At 69.4% G+C, this 16,691-nt stretch carries 17 protein-coding genes; 8 read left to right on the top strand and 9 right to left on the bottom strand.

The features are described from left to right. The first annotated feature begins 658 nt into the window (after nt 1-658). Together FHR32_RS34120 and FHR32_RS34115 are read left to right on the top strand one after the other, a co-directional pair. Complete coding sequence (locus FHR32_RS34120; protein WP_184758599.1) at nt 659-1,312, top strand: hydrolase; 654 nt, start codon at nt 659-661, stop codon at nt 1,310-1,312. A gap of 54 nt (nt 1,313-1,366) precedes the next feature. Beyond that, on the top strand, nt 1,367-1,915 hold the full coding sequence (locus FHR32_RS34115) for an NADPH-dependent F420 reductase (RefSeq protein ID WP_184758598.1): 549 nt from the start codon (nt 1,367-1,369) through the stop codon (nt 1,913-1,915). 104 nt (nt 1,916-2,019) lie between these two features. On the opposite strand, the gene FHR32_RS34110 is transcribed toward FHR32_RS34115, so the two are convergent. From FHR32_RS34110 to FHR32_RS34100, 3 genes are all read right to left on the bottom strand, one after another. Beyond that, complete coding sequence (locus tag FHR32_RS34110) at nt 2,020-2,541, bottom strand: MarR family winged helix-turn-helix transcriptional regulator (RefSeq protein ID WP_184758597.1); 522 nt, start codon at nt 2,539-2,541, stop codon at nt 2,020-2,022. A 314-nt stretch (nt 2,542-2,855) separates the two neighbouring features. After that, on the bottom strand, nt 2,856-3,017 hold the full coding sequence (locus tag FHR32_RS34105; protein WP_184758690.1) for a hypothetical protein: 162 nt from the start codon (nt 3,015-3,017) through the stop codon (nt 2,856-2,858). 46 nt (nt 3,018-3,063) lie between these two features. Further along, complete coding sequence (locus FHR32_RS34100) at nt 3,064-3,723, bottom strand: hypothetical protein (RefSeq protein ID WP_184758596.1); 660 nt, start codon at nt 3,721-3,723, stop codon at nt 3,064-3,066. 91 nt (nt 3,724-3,814) lie between these two features. On the opposite strand from FHR32_RS34100, the gene FHR32_RS34095 reads away from it, so the two are divergent. From FHR32_RS34095 to FHR32_RS34085, 3 genes are all read left to right on the top strand, one after another. Continuing rightward, nucleotides 3,815-3,982, top strand: a complete 168-nt coding sequence (locus FHR32_RS34095; RefSeq protein ID WP_184758595.1) for a hypothetical protein — start codon at nt 3,815-3,817, stop codon at nt 3,980-3,982. Beyond that, nucleotides 3,979-4,590 (top strand): AAA family ATPase, encoded by a 612-nt coding sequence (locus FHR32_RS34090; protein ID WP_246468089.1) that lies wholly within the window; start codon nt 3,979-3,981, stop codon nt 4,588-4,590. Before FHR32_RS34095 ends, FHR32_RS34090 begins: the two co-directional genes overlap by 4 nt. A gap of 923 nt (nt 4,591-5,513) precedes the next feature. Further along, nucleotides 5,514-6,074: a hypothetical protein gene (locus tag FHR32_RS34085; RefSeq protein ID WP_184758594.1), complete on the top strand. Its 561-nt coding sequence runs from the start codon at nt 5,514-5,516 to the stop codon at nt 6,072-6,074. Here the strand turns inward: FHR32_RS34085 and FHR32_RS34080 are convergent. Next, nucleotides 6,067-7,374, bottom strand: a complete 1,308-nt coding sequence (locus tag FHR32_RS34080; protein WP_221466512.1) for a multicopper oxidase family protein — start codon at nt 7,372-7,374, stop codon at nt 6,067-6,069. The two genes, FHR32_RS34085 and FHR32_RS34080, sit on opposite strands and share 8 nt — an antisense overlap. Nucleotides 7,375-7,834: 460 nt before the next feature. Here FHR32_RS34080 and FHR32_RS34075 point away from each other — a divergent pair, with 460 nt between their 5' ends. Further along, complete coding sequence (locus FHR32_RS34075; protein WP_184758592.1) at nt 7,835-9,190, top strand: glycoside hydrolase family 6 protein; 1,356 nt, start codon at nt 7,835-7,837, stop codon at nt 9,188-9,190. Nucleotides 9,191-9,389: 199 nt separating this feature from the next. Here the strand turns inward: FHR32_RS34075 and FHR32_RS34070 are convergent, their stop codons facing one another. Further along, a complete protein-coding gene (locus FHR32_RS34070; protein WP_312882824.1) occupies nt 9,390-9,923 on the bottom strand; it encodes a MarR family winged helix-turn-helix transcriptional regulator in 534 nt (177 codons plus the stop codon). 79 nt (nt 9,924-10,002) lie between these two features. Here FHR32_RS34070 and FHR32_RS34065 point away from each other — a divergent pair, with 79 nt between their 5' ends. Continuing rightward, nucleotides 10,003-10,440 carry a DoxX family protein gene (locus tag FHR32_RS34065; protein ID WP_184758591.1) on the top strand — a complete coding sequence of 146 codons (438 nt, stop codon included), beginning with the start codon at nt 10,003-10,005 and terminating at the stop codon, nt 10,438-10,440. A gap of 62 nt (nt 10,441-10,502) precedes the next feature. On the opposite strand, the gene FHR32_RS34060 is transcribed toward FHR32_RS34065, so the two are convergent. The 4 genes from FHR32_RS34060 to FHR32_RS34045 form a co-directional block, all read right to left on the bottom strand. Beyond that, nucleotides 10,503-12,317, bottom strand: coding sequence for a hypothetical protein (locus FHR32_RS34060; protein ID WP_184758590.1), 1,815 nt, complete (start codon nt 12,315-12,317; stop codon nt 10,503-10,505). A 64-nt stretch (nt 12,318-12,381) separates the two neighbouring features. Further along, entirely contained in the window at nt 12,382-13,359 is a 978-nt protein-coding gene (locus FHR32_RS34055; RefSeq protein ID WP_312882823.1) for a carbohydrate kinase family protein, read from the bottom strand. Next, on the bottom strand, nt 13,329-14,279 hold the full coding sequence (locus tag FHR32_RS34050; RefSeq protein WP_184758589.1) for a pseudouridine-5'-phosphate glycosidase: 951 nt from the start codon (nt 14,277-14,279) through the stop codon (nt 13,329-13,331). The genes FHR32_RS34055 and FHR32_RS34050 overlap by 31 nt, the downstream gene beginning before the upstream one ends. A gap of 116 nt (nt 14,280-14,395) precedes the next feature. Continuing rightward, nucleotides 14,396-15,571 (bottom strand): YeiH family protein, encoded by a 1,176-nt coding sequence (locus tag FHR32_RS34045; RefSeq protein ID WP_184758588.1) that lies wholly within the window; start codon nt 15,569-15,571, stop codon nt 14,396-14,398. A gap of 70 nt (nt 15,572-15,641) precedes the next feature. On the opposite strand from FHR32_RS34045, the gene FHR32_RS34040 reads away from it, so the two are divergent. Beyond that, complete coding sequence (locus tag FHR32_RS34040) at nt 15,642-16,538, top strand: LysR family transcriptional regulator (RefSeq protein ID WP_184758587.1); 897 nt, start codon at nt 15,642-15,644, stop codon at nt 16,536-16,538. Nucleotides 16,539-16,691: the final 153 nt, after the last annotated feature.

The following is a 16,691-nucleotide window of genomic DNA, read 5'->3' as shown; positions in this document are numbered from 1 at the left end:
CGGCTGCGTCGTCGGGGCCGCACTCGGGCTCGGGCTCAGTCAGCCGGACCGGCTCGGAGGTCGCGGGCAGGGCGTGGCGGTGCAGCACGTCGCGCTCGAAGGTCTCCCATGACTCGGCCTGTCGTTAAGGGGGGGTGCCGCCGGTCGGGTCGCCCCGGGCGTTTCAGCCCGGGGCGACCCGAGCGGTGATCTCCCTATTGGGGCGGCTGGCCAAGCGTCGGGCGTACAACCGGCTCGGATTCGCGGTCCAGCTGACCTGAGCGATCCGGGGTGCATCAGGGACTGGTGACACTGATAGCGGAGGGCCTGGTTGAGAACACGTCACCGGCCGAGGCTGTGACCAGCCCATTTCCCCTTTTCGGCCTTACTCGGCCTGCCGCCTTGTGCCCACCGGATCGAGCGCCGAGAGCCAAGTTGTTGACTTGGCATCAAAGTCGAGCTTACTTTGTTGACACATCATCAGTGCTGGGTGTCACGGCTGAGCGCCCATCGCTGAAGACGACGGCTGTAGGGGTCGGACAGGGCCGAATGGAGACGCTAGCGAGGCCCGTATATCCCGGCAGCTGTGTCCTCGATGCCGCGTGGCCTCCCCGGGCGGCGCGGTTGACAGTCCCGCCCCGCGGAACTGCCCTCAGTGGCTGACGAAAGGAATCTCCACATGGATCCGCACGTCACTCCCTACATCGGACTCGACGCCCTGCTCACCCCGCAGCGCTCGGTGCTGTTGCTGATCGATCACCAAGGAGCGCAGTTCGCCGGACTACAAAGTCACGACGCCAACCTGGTGATCAACAACGTGACGGCGCTGGCCAAAGGGGCGAAGCTGTTTGGCATCCCGACCATCCTGAGCACCGTGGTTGAAGACCGTGGTGGCCGCATCATCCGTCAGATCCAGGAACTCTTCCCCGAGCAAAAGCCCATCGACCGCACCACCATCAACACCTGGGAGGACCCCCGGGTAGTCCAGGCCGTCGCGGACACCGGGCGCAAGGACCTCATCATCGCCGGCCTGTGGACTGACATCTGCCTGGCCTTCCCAGCGATCCACGCACTCGCCGACGGCTACCGGGTCTTCGCGGTCACCGATGCCTCGGGAGCCACCTCCTTGGAGGCGCACGAGCGTGGGGTCCAGCGTATGGTGCAGGCGGGCGTGATCCCCACCACGACGGGGACGGTTCTGGGGGAACTGCAGCGTGACTGGGCACGAGAGGAGACCGTCCCGGGTATCGCCGACATTTTCCTCTCCCACGGAGGCAGTTTCGGGGCCGCGCTGGCCTGGGAGTTCCAGCTCCTCGGCGCAGACGCCACGTGACAAGAGTCTGATCTGCCCAGGCAGGATGACGCCACCTCGAACGAAGGAGCGCGCATGAGGATCACGGTAATCGGGCGGGGGCGGGTCGGAGGCGGTCTGGCGAGGCTGTGGGCCGACGCCGGTCATCAGGTCACCGTACTTGGCCGTGACGGCGGCGACGCAGGTGACGCCGAGGTCGTCGTGGTGGCGGTCCCGGGCCAGACGATCGGAGAGGCGCTGGGCCGGGTGTCCGGGCTGAACGGGCAGGTGACGATCGACACCACCAACATGTACGTACCACGGACGAGCGAGCACCCGTCGCTGGCCCACGAGGTCAAATCCGTCATCGGAGGTCCGACCGCCAAGTCGTTCTCCACCAACTTCGCCGCCCTGTATGACGAGATCGCCAAACAGCAGGTCAGGCCGAGCAACCTGTACGCCGCCGACGACGCCGCCAAGGCGGTGACGGAACAGCTGGTCAGGGACGCCGGCTACGACCCCGTCTTCGTCGGGGACCTGGACCGCGCGGCCCGCCTGCTGGAGGATGGCTCGGCGTTGACCCGGGCCATTGCCGCCCAGCTCGGCCCTCATTTCTACCGCTACGGCAGTCCCGGCCAGTTTTGATCTCGCTACGCTCGGACGTCCTCATGACACGGCTGAACCGGCCGGTTCATTGTCATGGGGCGTCCGGGCGGACGCGAGCCGTACGGCTGACCGGCAACGGCTGTTCAACCAGGCCGGAGACCGGGGCGGGCCAACTTCCCGGCGGAGCCGTTCGGCCGGTGCGCGGCCGATTCGCGTTCGAGTGCGGCGAGCATGCGATCGAGGAATCCTTCGAACACCCGCATCTCCCCCGGGGTCAGGGGGTCGAAGAACAGCCGTTGCACGGCCTCCACATGCTGAGGTGCGGCTGCTTCGATGGCGTCACGTCCGTGCCGGGTCAGCCGTATCATCGCTCCGCGGGCGTCGCCCGGGCACGCTTCCCGGGTCACCAGCCCGCGCTTCTCCATGCGTGTGAGCTGATGGGAGAGCCGGCTGCGTTCCCAGCCGACCTCTAGCCCCAGTTCCCGGAATCTCAGCACGCCCTCGGGTGACTCCGACAGCGGCGCAAGGAGTGCGTAGTCCGCGCCGGACAAACCCGAATCGCGTGCCAGCTGCCGGTCTTGCGCGAGCTGCAACTCCCGCCGCAGCGTCCGGTATTTCTTCCAGACGGCGGCCTCTTCGGGGGTAAGCCAGCGAGGTTCGCCCATCACCCCACCCTACCTTATTGTTGTTATGTCATATAACGGAGTGTAGTCAACGCTTCGGCGGTACCCGGGCCCCCAGGCTCGTGACGTACCCTCGTCTCTGCTGGTCGCGCTGATCGCCACCTTCGGGGGAGGAACGCGAGAACAGCTGCTGGCGGTAAGAAAGATTTTTTCGAATGACCCTCCTACGCCGACACTCGGGATTCGACGGCGTTTGCCCAGGTCGACGACATCGAGGACTCGTGTCAAGATCAACGCGGTCTGGGGCTCATGACGTGATTCTTAGTGGTCGGCTCCGGAAGTCCTTCGGGGGTTGATCACGGTGCCGGTCCGGCGGAGGATTCTTCGTGGTGATCGGCGGTGTGCCGGTCGAGTCTGGCCAGCAGATCGTCCAGGTCGGTGGTGGTGAACTTCCATACGTCACGCATCTGACCGAGGACGGAGTCGACCGCCGGTTCATCCAGCAGCAGGTCGGCCATGAGTGCGACAGCTCCCTGGCCATCTACACGCACGTCAGCGACGACTTCATGAACACTTCCCTGCACAAGGCACCGGCTCCGGCGTTCGCCGGGTCTGACAGGAGGGATCCGGCGATGGCCGCCAAGCTCGACTACCATCGTCTCCACCGTCCTGTCCGATCTCGGCTCCGGCCGCCATCCCCTTACCCGCGAGGCCCTGGACGAACTCCCGGAAGGCAAGGTCGTCGAACACGTCCGCAGCGTCCTCGTCGCCACCGAAGTCCTGCCCAAGCGGGACGAGCAGATGGTCCGCCTCGAACGGCACGTGAAGGACCTCGTCACCTCCCATGCGACGGCCGAGGGACGGAAAATCCTGCACCGGTACGCGACTTGGCACCTCCTGCGACGGCTTCGCCGACGCAGCCGCGGCAAGGACATCACGCACAGCCAGCTCACGGTCGCGCGGCAGCATCTGCGGGCAGCCGTCTATCTCCTGAACTGGCTCACGGACCAGAACATGACCCTTGCAACCTGCCGACAGACCGACCTTGAGCGTTGGATGACCAGTGACGACGCCCGTCTTCGCCAGGAGGCAGGCCACTTCGTGCGATGGTCCCTCTCCCAGAAGATCGCCCGTGATCTCACTTTTCCGGCCGAGCGATGGAACGGCCCCTCCCAGCCGATGGACGTCGAAGCCCGCTGGGCCACCGCCCGCCGCCTGCTGCACGACGACACCCTCAAGTCCGAAGACCGCCTCGCCGGCCTTCTAACGACTCCGCAAACTCGGCATCCGGCTCGCAGAGACCCGCTCAACCGCCTTGTTCCAGCTCGCCACCGAGCTGCCCGCCGCGGTCCTCGCCCGCACCCTCGGCATCGACATCACCGTCGCAGTCAAATGGCAGCGCGCCGCCGCCGGAGACTGGGGCGCCTACGCCGCCGACGTCGCCAGCCGGAACCCGCAACCACCCCGTTCAGAAGGGCCATGATGACCAGCACTCCGAAGGCATCGTCGAACACAGACGAACACGGCATTCCCGAATTCCCGCAGCTCGAACGGGCGATCATCCTCATTACCGGCATCCAGGCTTCTGGAAAGTCGACGGTCGCGCAGGCATTGGCCGAGCGGCTGCCACACTCCGTGCACGTGCGTGGCGACCAGTTCCGCCGCATGGTGGTCAACGGCCGCGCCGACATGACCTCCGCCGCCAGCGAAGAGGCCGTCCGCCAGTTGCGGCTCCGTCACCAGCTGACCGCACACGTTAGCGACGGCTACTTCCAAGCTGGCTTCACCGTGGTCGCACAAGACGTCATCCTCGGCGAGCACCTCGCCGAGACCATCGCGCAGATCCGCAGCACACCGCTGCTGGTCGTCGTCCTCGCGCCGGGACCCGACACCGTCCTGGCCCGCGAGGCCGTCAGAACCAAGAACGCCTACGACACGCTGACCGTTCACATGCTCGACAAGGTCCTTCGCGAGGAGACCGCACGCCTCGGCCTCTGGATCGACACCTCGTTCCAGACCCCCGCCGAGACCGTGGACGAGATCCTTGCCCGCGCCTGGACCGAGGCCCGCATCGGGGAGCCACCAGCATGATCAAGCAGGCATTCCGAGAGTTCCGATACCCGACTCCACCATTACCGGTCGTCACGGGACGATGGGGCTGGGCGCGATGTGGCGTGGCGCACCCCGGCCAGCGTGAACGTCAGGATTCTAGTGATCAGTGATCTAGCCTGCGGTCCGTTTCTGCCATATTCCGGCGGCACCCGCCCTACGGACGGCGAAACCCTCGGCTCAGATGCAGGACGAACTCTCCGTGTTCTCCGATCTCATGATGTGAACTGACGTGGGTTTCCACTGAAAGTCCTTCAGTCCGGCTGAACTCACGGCGGACTTCCCCTTAAGGAGCGTGTCACCAGATACACGCGAGCCCTGTACGACCAGTTCAGAGACGCCATAAAGAGCGTTGGACGTGACAGGGAACGGGCGCTTCCCTGCCAACATCGGAGATCTAGCCAGCGGGCTGACCAGCGTCATCACCAAGCCTGACGTCGCCCGAAGAGAACACGTTCCCTGTCATGTCGTCTTGCGTGCAGGGCCCCGGCGTTCCTGGGTTCTGATGCGGTATGGCGACGTTGAGTGTTTGGCCGGGTGGAGTACGAAAGAGCGCGACTTCTGGTGATCTTTCAGGTCTCTCAAACCGAAGATCATTGCAGGAGTCGCGCTTGTGTCCCCATCTTCGCTGACCACATCTCCGACTGTCTCGTGTCTTGACCAGCTCACCGACCTGGCATTGTGGGAGGCCGAGCTGGAGGCCGATCCGGTCGTGGTGGAATCGGCATTGATGCGCCGGTTGGCGACGGTCCCCGACCGGCGCCCGGCATGCGGGCGGCGTCATCGGCTGGTGGTCATCTTGACCTTGACCGCGTGCGCGACGCTCGTGGTCGGCGGCGACAGCGTCGCAGCGATGCGAGGGACCGGCCGCCCGCACGCCGCTGTCGCAGCTGGAGGTAGCCGGGATGGTGCTGACCCTGGACGCGCTGCACACCACCAAGGCCACGGCCCGTCTGATCACCGAGCAACTGGGCGGCCACTACGTCCTCATTTTGAAGGGAAACCAGCCGCTGGCCCGCGCCGCCGCACGCGCCCTTTTGCCGGGCCCGGATGCCGAGTGGAGCGACACCACCGCCATCGACCACGACCACGGGCACGACCGCACCGAACGGCGGACCATCCGCACGACCGAAGCAGACGAGGGCTTGTTCCCCGGCGCCCGGCAAGCCTTCCGGCTCCGTCGCGACGTCGGTGACCTGGACGGCACCTGGACCGGCAAGGAAATCGTGTACGGCATCACCAGCCTGCCCGCCGCCCTGGCTGAACGGCAAAGTCATCCGGTGCCCTTCATCGCCCGCACATCCGAGCCGGAGAGGGAGTCGACACCGTGGACGATCATGATGACCAGTGACGACACCGCTGCCGCACGAACTGTTTCGCACCACAGCATCAACCGCCTGCGGTCAACCCGATGTGAAGACCCGAGGCTGGAACCGAGAAAGGGCGACTCCGGCCCGGTCACCTGACGATCTCCAGGACCGCCATCATCCCCTTGTCCTCGTGGTTGAGGATGTGACAGTGCAGGACGGTCTTGCCGGTGTAGTCGGTGAAGTGGATCCGGATGACGAGCTGTCCCCTGGCGGGAACGGTCGCGGTGTCCTGCCAGCCGTGGCCCTGATGAGGGCGGCCGTTGATGCTCATGAGCTGGAAGTCGTCGACGTGGAGGTGGAAGGAGTGCTCCTCGTCGCTGTCGTTGCGGACGGTCCATTCCTCCACCGTGTTCAGCTTCGACCTGATGTCCACCCGGTTCGGGTCGAACTGCTTGCCGTTGACGTAGTACGCGGTCCCGGCCTTGTTCTCGGAGAACACGATGGTGCGCCGTGCGGCGACGGTGGCGTGGCCCAGATTCTCCACCGGCGCGAAGGTCGAGGGGAGCGCGGGCGGGTGCATCGGCTCTCCTTCGGAGACCACGGTGGCGAGAGTCGCCTGCGGGAACTGGTTTCCGGCGAGTCCGGTGGAGTACGGGAGCGTCTGCAGCTGGGTACGGCCGGGCGGACCGCCCCGCACGAGCACGTCGAACCGGGCGCCGGCCGCGAGGAGGAGCGAGTCCGCCGGCCAGATCCGGTCGACGGGGTTGGCGTCGTGGGCGATCACCTGGAACCGCTGCCCCTGCAGATGGAGCTTGTAGTAGATGTTGGCGCTGATGTTGGCGAGCCGCCACAGCTGGATCTCGCCCGGCCGGATGCGGATGACCGGGTTCAGCTGGCCGTTGACCGTGCGGTTGGTGGTCGCGCCGATACGCAGACCCTCGGTCTTGATCGCGTCGCCCTGGGCCTGGAAGTCCTTGAGCGCGATGACGTGCTCGGTGATGTAGCGCAGGGCCGGTGGCAGATGCCGCTTCAGCCCGCCGACGATGATGACGCCCGACATTCCCCCGGCGACCTGCGGCGCGGACATCGGATGTGCGTGGGAGTGGTACCAGTAGGTCCCGGGCGAGAGGTTGCCCGGGAACCGGTAGGAGTAGTGGAACGTCTGGCCGGGATGGATGTGGATGAAGACGTTGTCGGAGTCGCCGCTCGGCGACACATGGAGCCCGTGTACGTGCAGGTTGGTGTACTTACCCAGCCGGTTCTCCATCGCCAGCTCCAGCCTGTCCCCCGGCTGGATCCGTAGCGTGGGCGGCATGTAGCGGCCGTTGTAGGTCAGGGCCCACAGTTTGCGGCCGGCCACGTCCACCTGCCGCCTCTCCACGACGATCCGCGCCTTCAGGACCCCGTCCTGGCTCATCAACTGCGGCGGGTCCCGCAGTGGGGCGCCCTCGCGCACCGACGGTGACGGTGAAGATGACGGCGACGGCGACGGGCCTGTGGCCGGGCCGCCCACCAGGGTGGTCATGGAAAGCGTCACTGCTGCGGCGAGGCAGGTCAGGCTGGATCGGGACCGCATCACACCCCCCGAGGTGAATGCCGTAGGTCTAGCGCCGCGCTCCGGAGCCACCGGATCGGTTTTCAGCTGACGTCGTTATCGGGACCCGTAAGAATTATATGAACCGGTCCGTTCCCGGGACGTGCCCGGGCCCCGGTCCGGAGCGTTTCCCGCCGCCGTCGCGCCTGTCCGGCCCGGGACGGGCAGGACAGGCGCGGACGTGAAACTTTCAACGGTGGCGAATGGCATCCGCACAGCTCAGAAAGGCGGACGATGCGCGGGCGGTGGCCGGGGCTGTGTGCGGGATCGGTGGACGGTTATTGTGGGAGCGCTCCCATGTCTCCCTTCAAGGAGCCCGTCCATGCCAAGAAGATCCGTCCTCGCGACGCTCTGCGCCGCCCTGGTCGTCGCGGCCGCCTCGGTGTCCGTTGCCTCCGGAGCGTCCGCGGCCGACCCGCCGTTCTACGTCGACCCGGAGACCAGCGCGGCCAGATGGGTCGCGGCCAACCCGGGCGACTACCGCGCCCCGGTGATCCGTGACCGGATCGCCGCCGTCCCGCAGGCGCGCTGGTTCACCACGACCAACACCTCCGCTGTGCGCGGCCAGGTCTCGGCGTTCGTCGGTGCGGCGGCGAGCGCGGGCAAGACTCCGATCCTGGTCGTCTACAACATCCCCAACCGCGACTGCAGCGGGGCCAGCACGGGTGGCGCGCCCAACCACACGGCCTACCGGCAGTGGATCGACGAGCTCGCGGCGGGCCTTCAGGGGCGTCCCGCGACGGTCATCCTGGAGCCCGACGTGCTCCCGATCATGACCGGCTGCATGAGTTCCTCCCAGCAGCAGGAGACCAACGCCTCCATGGCGTACGCCGGCAAGAAACTGAAGGCCGGATCGGCGGCGGCGAAGGTCTACTTCGACATCGGGCACTCCGGATGGCTGTCCGCGTCCGAGGCCGGGGCCCGGCTGAGGGCGGCGGACGTCGCCAACAGCGCCGATGGCATCTCCCTCAACGTCTCCAACTACCGCTGGAGCTCCACCGAGGTGGCGTACGCCAAGAGCGTCATCTCCGCCAGTGGGGTCTCCCGGCTCCGTGCGGTGATCGACACCAGCCGCAACGGCAACGGCCCGCAGGGCAGCGAGTGGTGTGACCCGGGTGGCAGGGCCATCGGCACCCCGAGCACGACCGGCACCGGTGACTCGATGATCGACGCCTTCCTCTGGATCAAGCTGCCGGGCGAGGCCGACGGGTGCATCGCCGGCGCCGGGCAGTTCGTGCCGCAGCGGGCCTACGACATGGCCATGGCGGCCCCCCAGCCCACCCCCACTCCCACGCCGACCCCCACGGTCACCCCCACTCCCACGCCGACCCCCACGCCGACGCCGTCGGTCACCCCCACCGGCGGTGGCGGCAAGGCCTGCGCGGCCACCTACCGGGTGACCGGCTCCTGGCAGGAGGGTTTCCAGGCCGAGGTGACGGTGAAGAGCGTCGGCGGCGCGGCCATCGCGGGCTGGACGGTGAGCTGGTCCTTCCCGAACGGCCAGGGCGTCACCCAGCTCTGGAGCGGCCAGTACAGCCAGAGCGGTGCCAACGTCTCGGTGCGGAACGTGGACTACAACGGGGCTCTCTCCCCGGGTGCTTCGGCGTCCTTCGGCTTCACCGGCAGCTGGTCCGGGACCAACGGTGTGCCGACCTCGGTGAACTGCGCCGCCGCCTGACCCGGCGGCGCAGTCGGAATCCGGTACGGCTCGCGTGGAATGTGCTCCCCGCGCGTGCCGTACCGGTCTTCCCTCTCTCCGGGGGGCGGAGACCCCGTGTCCCCGTGCCGGCTCCGGCGTTCCGGGAGGCAGGGAAGATTCCGGACGCCAACCCGTTAGGGGTGGCCCGCGCCAGACCTGGTGTCATCGCACCATCGCCTCAATCCACGCGCTCCCGCCGGTCGGGCCGGTTCTGACGCCGTCCATCGGCCGCGTGTTGACCGAACGGGTGGCTGGGCGTCGTCGCCATCACCGTCGCGGCCCTCGACATGATCCGCGTCATGGCCTGGAGCTCCTCGGGGGTCAGCTGGTCGATCAGGAAAGCGCGGACGACGGCCACGTGACCCGGCGCCGTCCGCTCCAGGCAGCGCACCCCCTCGTCGGTGAGCACAGCGAGGACTCCTCGTTCGTCGGAGGGGCAGGTTGTCCGCTCGACGAGACCGATCTTCTCGAGCTGGCCGATCTGGTAGGTGAGTCCGCTTTTGGACACGACCACCCGGCGGGCGAGCTCGGTCATCCGCATCCGCCGTTCGGGGGCGGCCGAGAGTTTGGCGAGGATCTCGTACTGGGCGTGGGTGAGTCCGGAGTCGGCCTTCAACTGTTCCTCGACCCGCCGCTCCAGCAGGTGTGTCGCGGTGACGTACGCCATCCAGGCGTTCAGCTCGACTTCGCTGAGCCATCTTGTGTCCTTCACCGGCACAGTCTACGACTTGTTCAAATTTGAACCAATGGCTAGGGTGTCATTCAAGTTCAAACAACTGTAGGGAGTCGTCATGCTTGACCGGGTACGCCCCATCGCCCTGCTGGTGGCACGGATCGCCATCGGAGTGATCTTCTCCGTCCACGGCTGGCAGAAGTTCACCACGATGGGACTGGACGGGACGACGGCGTTCTTCGATTCGGCGGGGATCCCGCTGGCGGGTGTGGCGGCGCCGGTGGTGGCCGTACTGGAGCTCATCGGTGGGATCGCGCTCGTTCTGGGCGCGGCGCTGCCGGTTGCCGGCACTCTGCTCGCGCTGGACATGGTCGGCGCGATCGTGTTCGTTCACGGCGCGAACGGGTTCGCGGCGGACAAGGGCGGCTACGAGTTCGTCCTCGCCCTCGCGGCGGGCAGCCTGGCCATCGCCTTCAGTGGCGGCGGGGCGCTCGCCGTCGACAGCCTGTGGCAGCGGCGGCGCGTCTCCGCCCCGGTCTCCGCGTCCGTGGGGTAAGCGCGGAAACCCCGGTCCTGCCGCCCGTCCCTCATCCGGGGGGCGGGCTTCTGCCGCGTATGTCAGCTGGGTAGCTGGGCGTCCAGGCGGTAGCCGTCCACGGTGACGTACACCTGGTCGCCCGGACGGGCGTTCAGGCGCATCAGCACCGGCTGGAGAGAGTCGAAGACCGGCTGGTCCCGCCAGACCAGCACCACCGCGTTGTCGCCGGGGCCGGTCACCGACAGCAGCGTGCCGGGACGCATGCCCAGCTGGGTGGCATACCCCTCCGGGACCGCCACCGGGCCGCCTCGCAGGTGCTCGCTGGTCACCTCTATCCGCTGCCAGCGGCTCGGGTCGGTGACCGGGTTGGTCGGTGGATGCATGGGGGCGCGCTGGCTGGTGATCAGATGGGGCCGGGCGTTGACGCCGGACAGCGCCGACAGCGCCGCCAGAGCGGCACGGGGGTCGATGGAGCCGGTGTTCACCTGCGGAATCGGCTGGCCGCCGCGGTGGTGGTGGCCGTTGGCCCCCGGTGTGCGGCGGGGGAGCTGTTTGCCGGCCTCCGAGGCGGGGTCCTCGGCGGAGAGCGCGTTCTGTGTCCCGGTGGCGGCGAGCGCGTCCAGCCAGGCCTGCGCGGAATGTGTGCGGATGCCGATCTGGTGCTCCATCAACGCGACCACGTCGGTGTCGATGGGTTTGCTCGCCAGTAGCTGCCGGGTGCGGTCCCGCAGGCCTCCCAGGTCGCCCACGACGAGCCAGCCGTCCTGCAGACGCCGGTCGGGCATGAGGGTGACCAGTACCCGCCAGAGCGGCGTACGGAGTGTGGGGACCCCGACGGGGTGGGCGGGGTCGGCGCCGATGAGCTGTTCCTGCGTCGCGGCGGCGCCCAGCCACTCGGTGAGCCCGAACATGTGCCCCGTGAGCGGGGCGGACTCCGGGGAGCGCAGCCAGAGCAGGATGCGTTCCTCGGCGGTGCGCTGGGCCATGGACAGGGCGTCGCGATCGGCGTTCAGCTTGTGCGCCAGCGCACGCAGGCTGATCGGTTCGACGGCGAACAGCCGTTCCACGGCGACCGCGCGCTCCAGTGGGCCCCAGTCGCGGAACATGTTGTCCACCAGCCGGACCAGCGGGTAGTCGTGGGGCCTGACCCGGGGCTCGGGTGCGGGCTCGGCGACCGGCGCTCGCGGGGCCTGAGGCGCGGACGGGGCCTGCTGGGGCACCGGCGGGGCCTGTGGCGGTACCGCCGGGGCCTGCGGCGGCATGGCTGGGGCCTGCTGGGGCACAGGCGGGGCCTGAGGCGCGGACGGGGCCTGCTGCGGCATGGCTGGGGCCTGCTGGGGCACAGGCGGGGCCTGTGGCGGTACCGCCGGGGCCTGGGACGGCACGGCCGGGGCCTGCGGCGCGGAGGGACCCTGCTGCGGCGCAGCCTGCCGCATCGGGGCGGCTGCCGGCGCGGGCTGCTCGCCGAGCACCGGGATCCTGCTGAGCACCTCGTGAAAGATGGCGGTCACCACGACCTCGGGAGACGCGGGCAGCGAGGGGCCGCTGAGGTCTCCGGTGGTCAGACGGCGCAACCGGGACCAGCCGCCCAGCCTGGCGATCGAGGATCGGGCGGGCTCGGACCAGCCGGGCATGGTGGGATCGACCGTGTGCACGTGCAGTGCGGGCAGGACGTCGCTCAGCGGCAGGTGATCCCAGCGGGACACCGAGAGCCGGGCCAGCCGCTCGCAGACCCAGTCGAGCCCGGCGACGCCAAGGGCCTTGGGCAGGGTGACCGAGGACCACCAGCCCGCAGGCAGGCGGGTATCGGCCAGGACTTCGGCGATCTGCTGTGGCCGGCTCCAGCGCAGGGCCGGAACCAGATCACTCAGGCAGATCGATGACTCGGCATCCATCGGCGGACCGAAACCTCCCCAAAGTGACGCATGTGGCTAATGGTGCAGCCTACGCCGCAAGCTATCAATTGGTGTTAAGAGGGTAAAGCTGGTCGGTACCCAAATCGGACGCAGAGATGCGCGGCCGACCGCCTACGGCTGTCACAGCCTCGGCTCCGGCCCGGCCTCCCGCGTTCAGCGCCGTCTCGTCGGCGACCCCTCTCAGCAGGGCGGTCAACAGGCCGGCGGCGAACGCGTCCCCTGCTCCGGTCGAGTCAACCACCTCTGCGGCTATTCCGGGAACCCGGGCCGTCAACTTTCCGTCTCTCGCCATCAGGGCACCCCGGGAACCGAGCTTCACGGCCGCCGCGCCGTACCGGAGGCTCAGCCGTTCGGCGGCACGTTCGGCGGAGCTCTCACCGGTGAGCAGCAGTGCCTCGTCCAGGTTGGGGATGATCAGCTGGGCGGCCAGGGTCTCCTGGATGAACCGTTCGGCGCCGAAGGAGCGCAGGAAACCGGTCGAGGCGGGGTCGACGCTGATCGTGACGTCCCGCAGGGCGGCCTCGGCCAGGGCCAGCCGGGACAGCTGCAGACCCGGCTCGGCGAACAACGTGTATCCGGACAGGTGCAGGTGACGCACCCCGTCGAGCAGGCCGTCGTCCCAGTCGTCGACGCCGATGTGCCCGCCCGCGCCCCGGTTGGTGAGCATGGAGCGCTCCCCGGTCGCGTCGATCATGGCGATCACCACCGCGGTCGGGCGGTCGGGATCCACCCGCAGGTGCGGCCGGACCCCGCCGCGCCGCAGTTCGGCGGCGTGCCACTCGCCGGTGTCGAAACCCACCCGGGTGAGGATCCGGGCGTCGGCCCCCAGATGGGCGGCCCAGGAGGCCGTGTTGGCCCCCGAGCCGCCCGGACGGAGCACGATGTCGGCGGCGGTGTCCGTGCCGAGGGCCAGCCCGGCCAGGGCAGGCCCTCCGTGCAGCGCGACGACGTCGGTGACCACGTCGCCGATGACCAGCAGGCCCTTCCGGGTCACGGCTTCCCCGGCTTCCGCGGGCTCCACGCCGCCGCGATCTGTGCGGCGACGCGGACGTTCCCCCGCACGGCCGCCAGGTTGGCCTCAAGCGAGGCACCCCCGGTGCCCCTCACCAGATAGCCCAGGAGGAACGGCGTGATGGCCTGGCCGGTGATCTTCTCCCGGTCGGCCGCGGCCAGGGCCTCGGCGAGGACCCGGTCGTGCAGGGCGGGGTCGAGCTGCTCGTCCCGCGGCACCGGGTTGGCCACGATCAGCGCGGTCTCCGGCCCGCCGAGCGCGTCCTGGCCCCGCATGATCTCCGCGGCCTCGGCCGGGGTCTCGATCCGCCAGTCGATCGGCTCGCCGGAGGTGTGCAGGTAGAAGCCGGGGAACTCGTCGGTGCGGAACCCGGCGATGCTGACGCCGCGGGTCTCCAGCCGCTGCAGGGTGGCGGGGACGTCCAGGATCGACTTCACACCCGCGCAGACGACGGTGATGCGGGTGCGGCTCAGCATGTCGAGGTCGGCCGACTCGTCCTGGCTTTCGGTCCATCCGCGGTGAACGCCGCCGAGGCCGCCGGTGGCGAAGATCCGGATGCCCGCCCGCGCGGCCAGGAACGAGGTCGCCGAGACCGTGGTCGCCCCGCTGGCCCCCAGCGCGACGGCGGCCGGCAGGTCGCGGAAGCCCAGCTTGCGCAGGCCCGGCTCGGTGGCGATCCGTTTGAGCTCGTCCGGTCCCAGGCCGATGTGCGCCACGCCGTCCAGCACCGCGATGGTCGCCGGTACGGCTCCCGCCTCGCGGACGATCTCCTCCAGCTCAACCGCGACCTCGAGGTTGCGGGGCTGGGGCAGGCCGTGCGAGATGATCGTGGATTCGAGTGCCACGACCGGGGCGCCCTGCGCCAGTGCTTCTGCCACCTCGGCGGAGGGGCGGAGCACGCTGTCGATGGGCTGCTGGGTGGTACGCATGAGCGGGTTCTGTCTCCTCGTCGGGCTGGATGAACGGCCGCTGGAACGCTGCAAAAAGGGTTCCCCGGTTCAAAGGTGCACGTTACGGGGGTTGTCGTAAGACGTCCACCTGGAGGTCAGCCGATGACGAGCACTCCGAGCAGGGAGATCGCGCCGATGATCGCGGTTGCCACCCCACCCAGCAGCAGCGATCGGCCACCGCGTACGAGTTCCCTGAGGTCGACGTTCGTCCCCAGTCCGAAGAGGGCGGCCGCGAGTAACACTCCTGTCACCTCCGGGAGCATCCGGGCGATCCCGGAGGGCACCACGCCCGCGCTGCGTACGATCACCATGGCGATGAATCCCACCACGAACAGGGGCATCACCGGCGGACGCCGTCCCGTCCCCACCGCCGGGAGATCCCCGGACCCCTCCGGCGTCCTCCGTGCCCCGGCGGGGGCGGTACGGCGGAGGGCGAGGGAGGTCGCTCCCACGATCGGGGCCAGCAGGACGACGCGGGCCAGCTTGACCACCACCGCGCTCGCCAGCACCCCCGCGCCGGCCGTCGCGCCGATGGCCGCCACCTGGGCGACCTCGTGGACCGACGCGCCGGCCCACATGCCGAACTGGTGCTCGGTCAGGCCGAGAAGCCGTGCGAGCGGCGGCAGTACGGCGATCGCGGCGCTGCCGTACAGGACCACCACGCTGACCGCGCTCGCCACGTCGTCGTCGTCGCTGTCGGCCACCTCGTGCATGGCGGCCACGGCCGCGGCCCCGCACACCGAGACCCCGGTCGCGATGAGCAGCGACCTGCGCGGGTCGATCCCCATCCGCCCGCCGAGCCACCGCGTGGCGAGGAACGTGCCACCGGTGGCGGCGGCGATCACCATGAGTGCCCGCCACCCCAGGGCCAGCACCTCCGGCAGGGCGATCCCCAGCCCGAGCAGCACGATGGCCAGGCGGAGCAGCCGACGGCTTGCGAACCGCAGACCCGGGCGGAACGACCGGTGAAGCCCCCCGAGGTTGGTGAGCGCGACCCCGCAGGCCACCGCGGCGACGGCCGTGCTGACCCCGGGGACGACGCGGCTCAGCGACATCGACAGCCCCACCGCGACGGCGACCACGGCCAGGCCGGGCAGCAGGGCGCCGGTCTCCGCCGCGGCCCGCCGTACGGCCCCCCGCCGGGGGCTGGGCCCAAGGGCGTCGCCGGCGGACGGGGCCGTGACCGGCGGGTGAGGGCCGGGTGTGCCCGCGTCCGGGACATGCCCGTCCGTGAGGTGTCTGGGAGAGTCGCCGACCGGGAGGATAGCCATGATCTGAGTGTTGGCCCGGGCCGGCGCGGCCGGTAGCCGCCATCTCCCTGGAAGGTCATAGCCTAGGGCTATGAGTGAGCTGCCTGATCTCGGATCCCTGCGGTTGCTCGTCGACGTCGACCGCCTGGGGAGCCTCGGCCAGGCGGCCCGGGCGGCGGGCATCGCCCAGCCGTCGGCGAGCAAGCGGATCGCGCTGCTGGAGCGCCGCCTCGGGCTGCCCCTGCTGGAGCGCACCCCGCGCGGCTCCACCCTCACCCCGCAGGGCGTGATGGTCTCGGCCTGGGCGGCGCAGGTGCTGGCGGCGGCCGAGGAGCTGATGCGCGGCGCGGAGGCGGTACGGCACGGCCGGGCGGCTCACCTGCACATCGCGGCCAGCATGACCGTGGCCGAATACCTGCTGCCGCGCTGGCTGGGGGAGCTGCAGAACCGCGAACCCCAGGTCCAGGTCGGCCTGGACGTGCAGAACTCCGCCGAGGTGGCCAGGTTGGTCGGTGGCGGGATCGAGCTCGGGTTCGTGGAGGGCCCCTCGGTCCCACCGGGTCTGACCTCCCGGGTGGTGGCCACCGACCGGCTCGTCGTGGTGGTCGCTCCCGGCCACCCGTGGGCGCATCGCCGTACCGCGCTGCTGGCCGCCGAGCTCGCCGCCACCCCGCTGGTCGTCCGCGAGCGCGGTTCCGGCACCCGCGAGACCCTGGACCTGGCGCTGACCGGCCACACCGCCGCCGCTCCCCGGCTGGAACTCGGCTCCAACGCCGCGGTCAAGGGCGCAGCCCGGGAGGGCGTCGCCCCCGCCGTGCTCAGCGGTTACGCGGTGGAGGCCGAGCTGGCCACCGGCCGGTTGGTCGAGGTGACCACCGGCGGCATCAACCTCGAACGCCGCCTGCGCGCGGTCTGGCGCAGGGGCCGCACCCCCACCGGTCCCGCCGCCACCCTCCTCCGGATCACCCTGTCCGCGGCCCGCGGGTGAACGGATGTCCCGGGAGAGGCCTGTAGACCGATTTGTCGCCTTCGCTATATGGTGCGGGACATGGTGTCGATCGAGGTGTTGAGCGTGCTCCGTCCCGAGCCGCACTGGCAGACCGGTCTCTGACCGTCCCGAGTCCCCTGGTCCGTCACCTCT

Origin of the sequence: Streptosporangium album, from assembly GCF_014203795.1 — a bacterium.
In the GTDB taxonomy this organism is placed as follows: domain Bacteria; phylum Actinomycetota; class Actinomycetes; order Streptosporangiales; family Streptosporangiaceae; genus Streptosporangium; species Streptosporangium album.
Note: the sequence above shows the minus strand (reverse complement) of the source record. Positions and strands in the feature narration are given on the sequence as shown.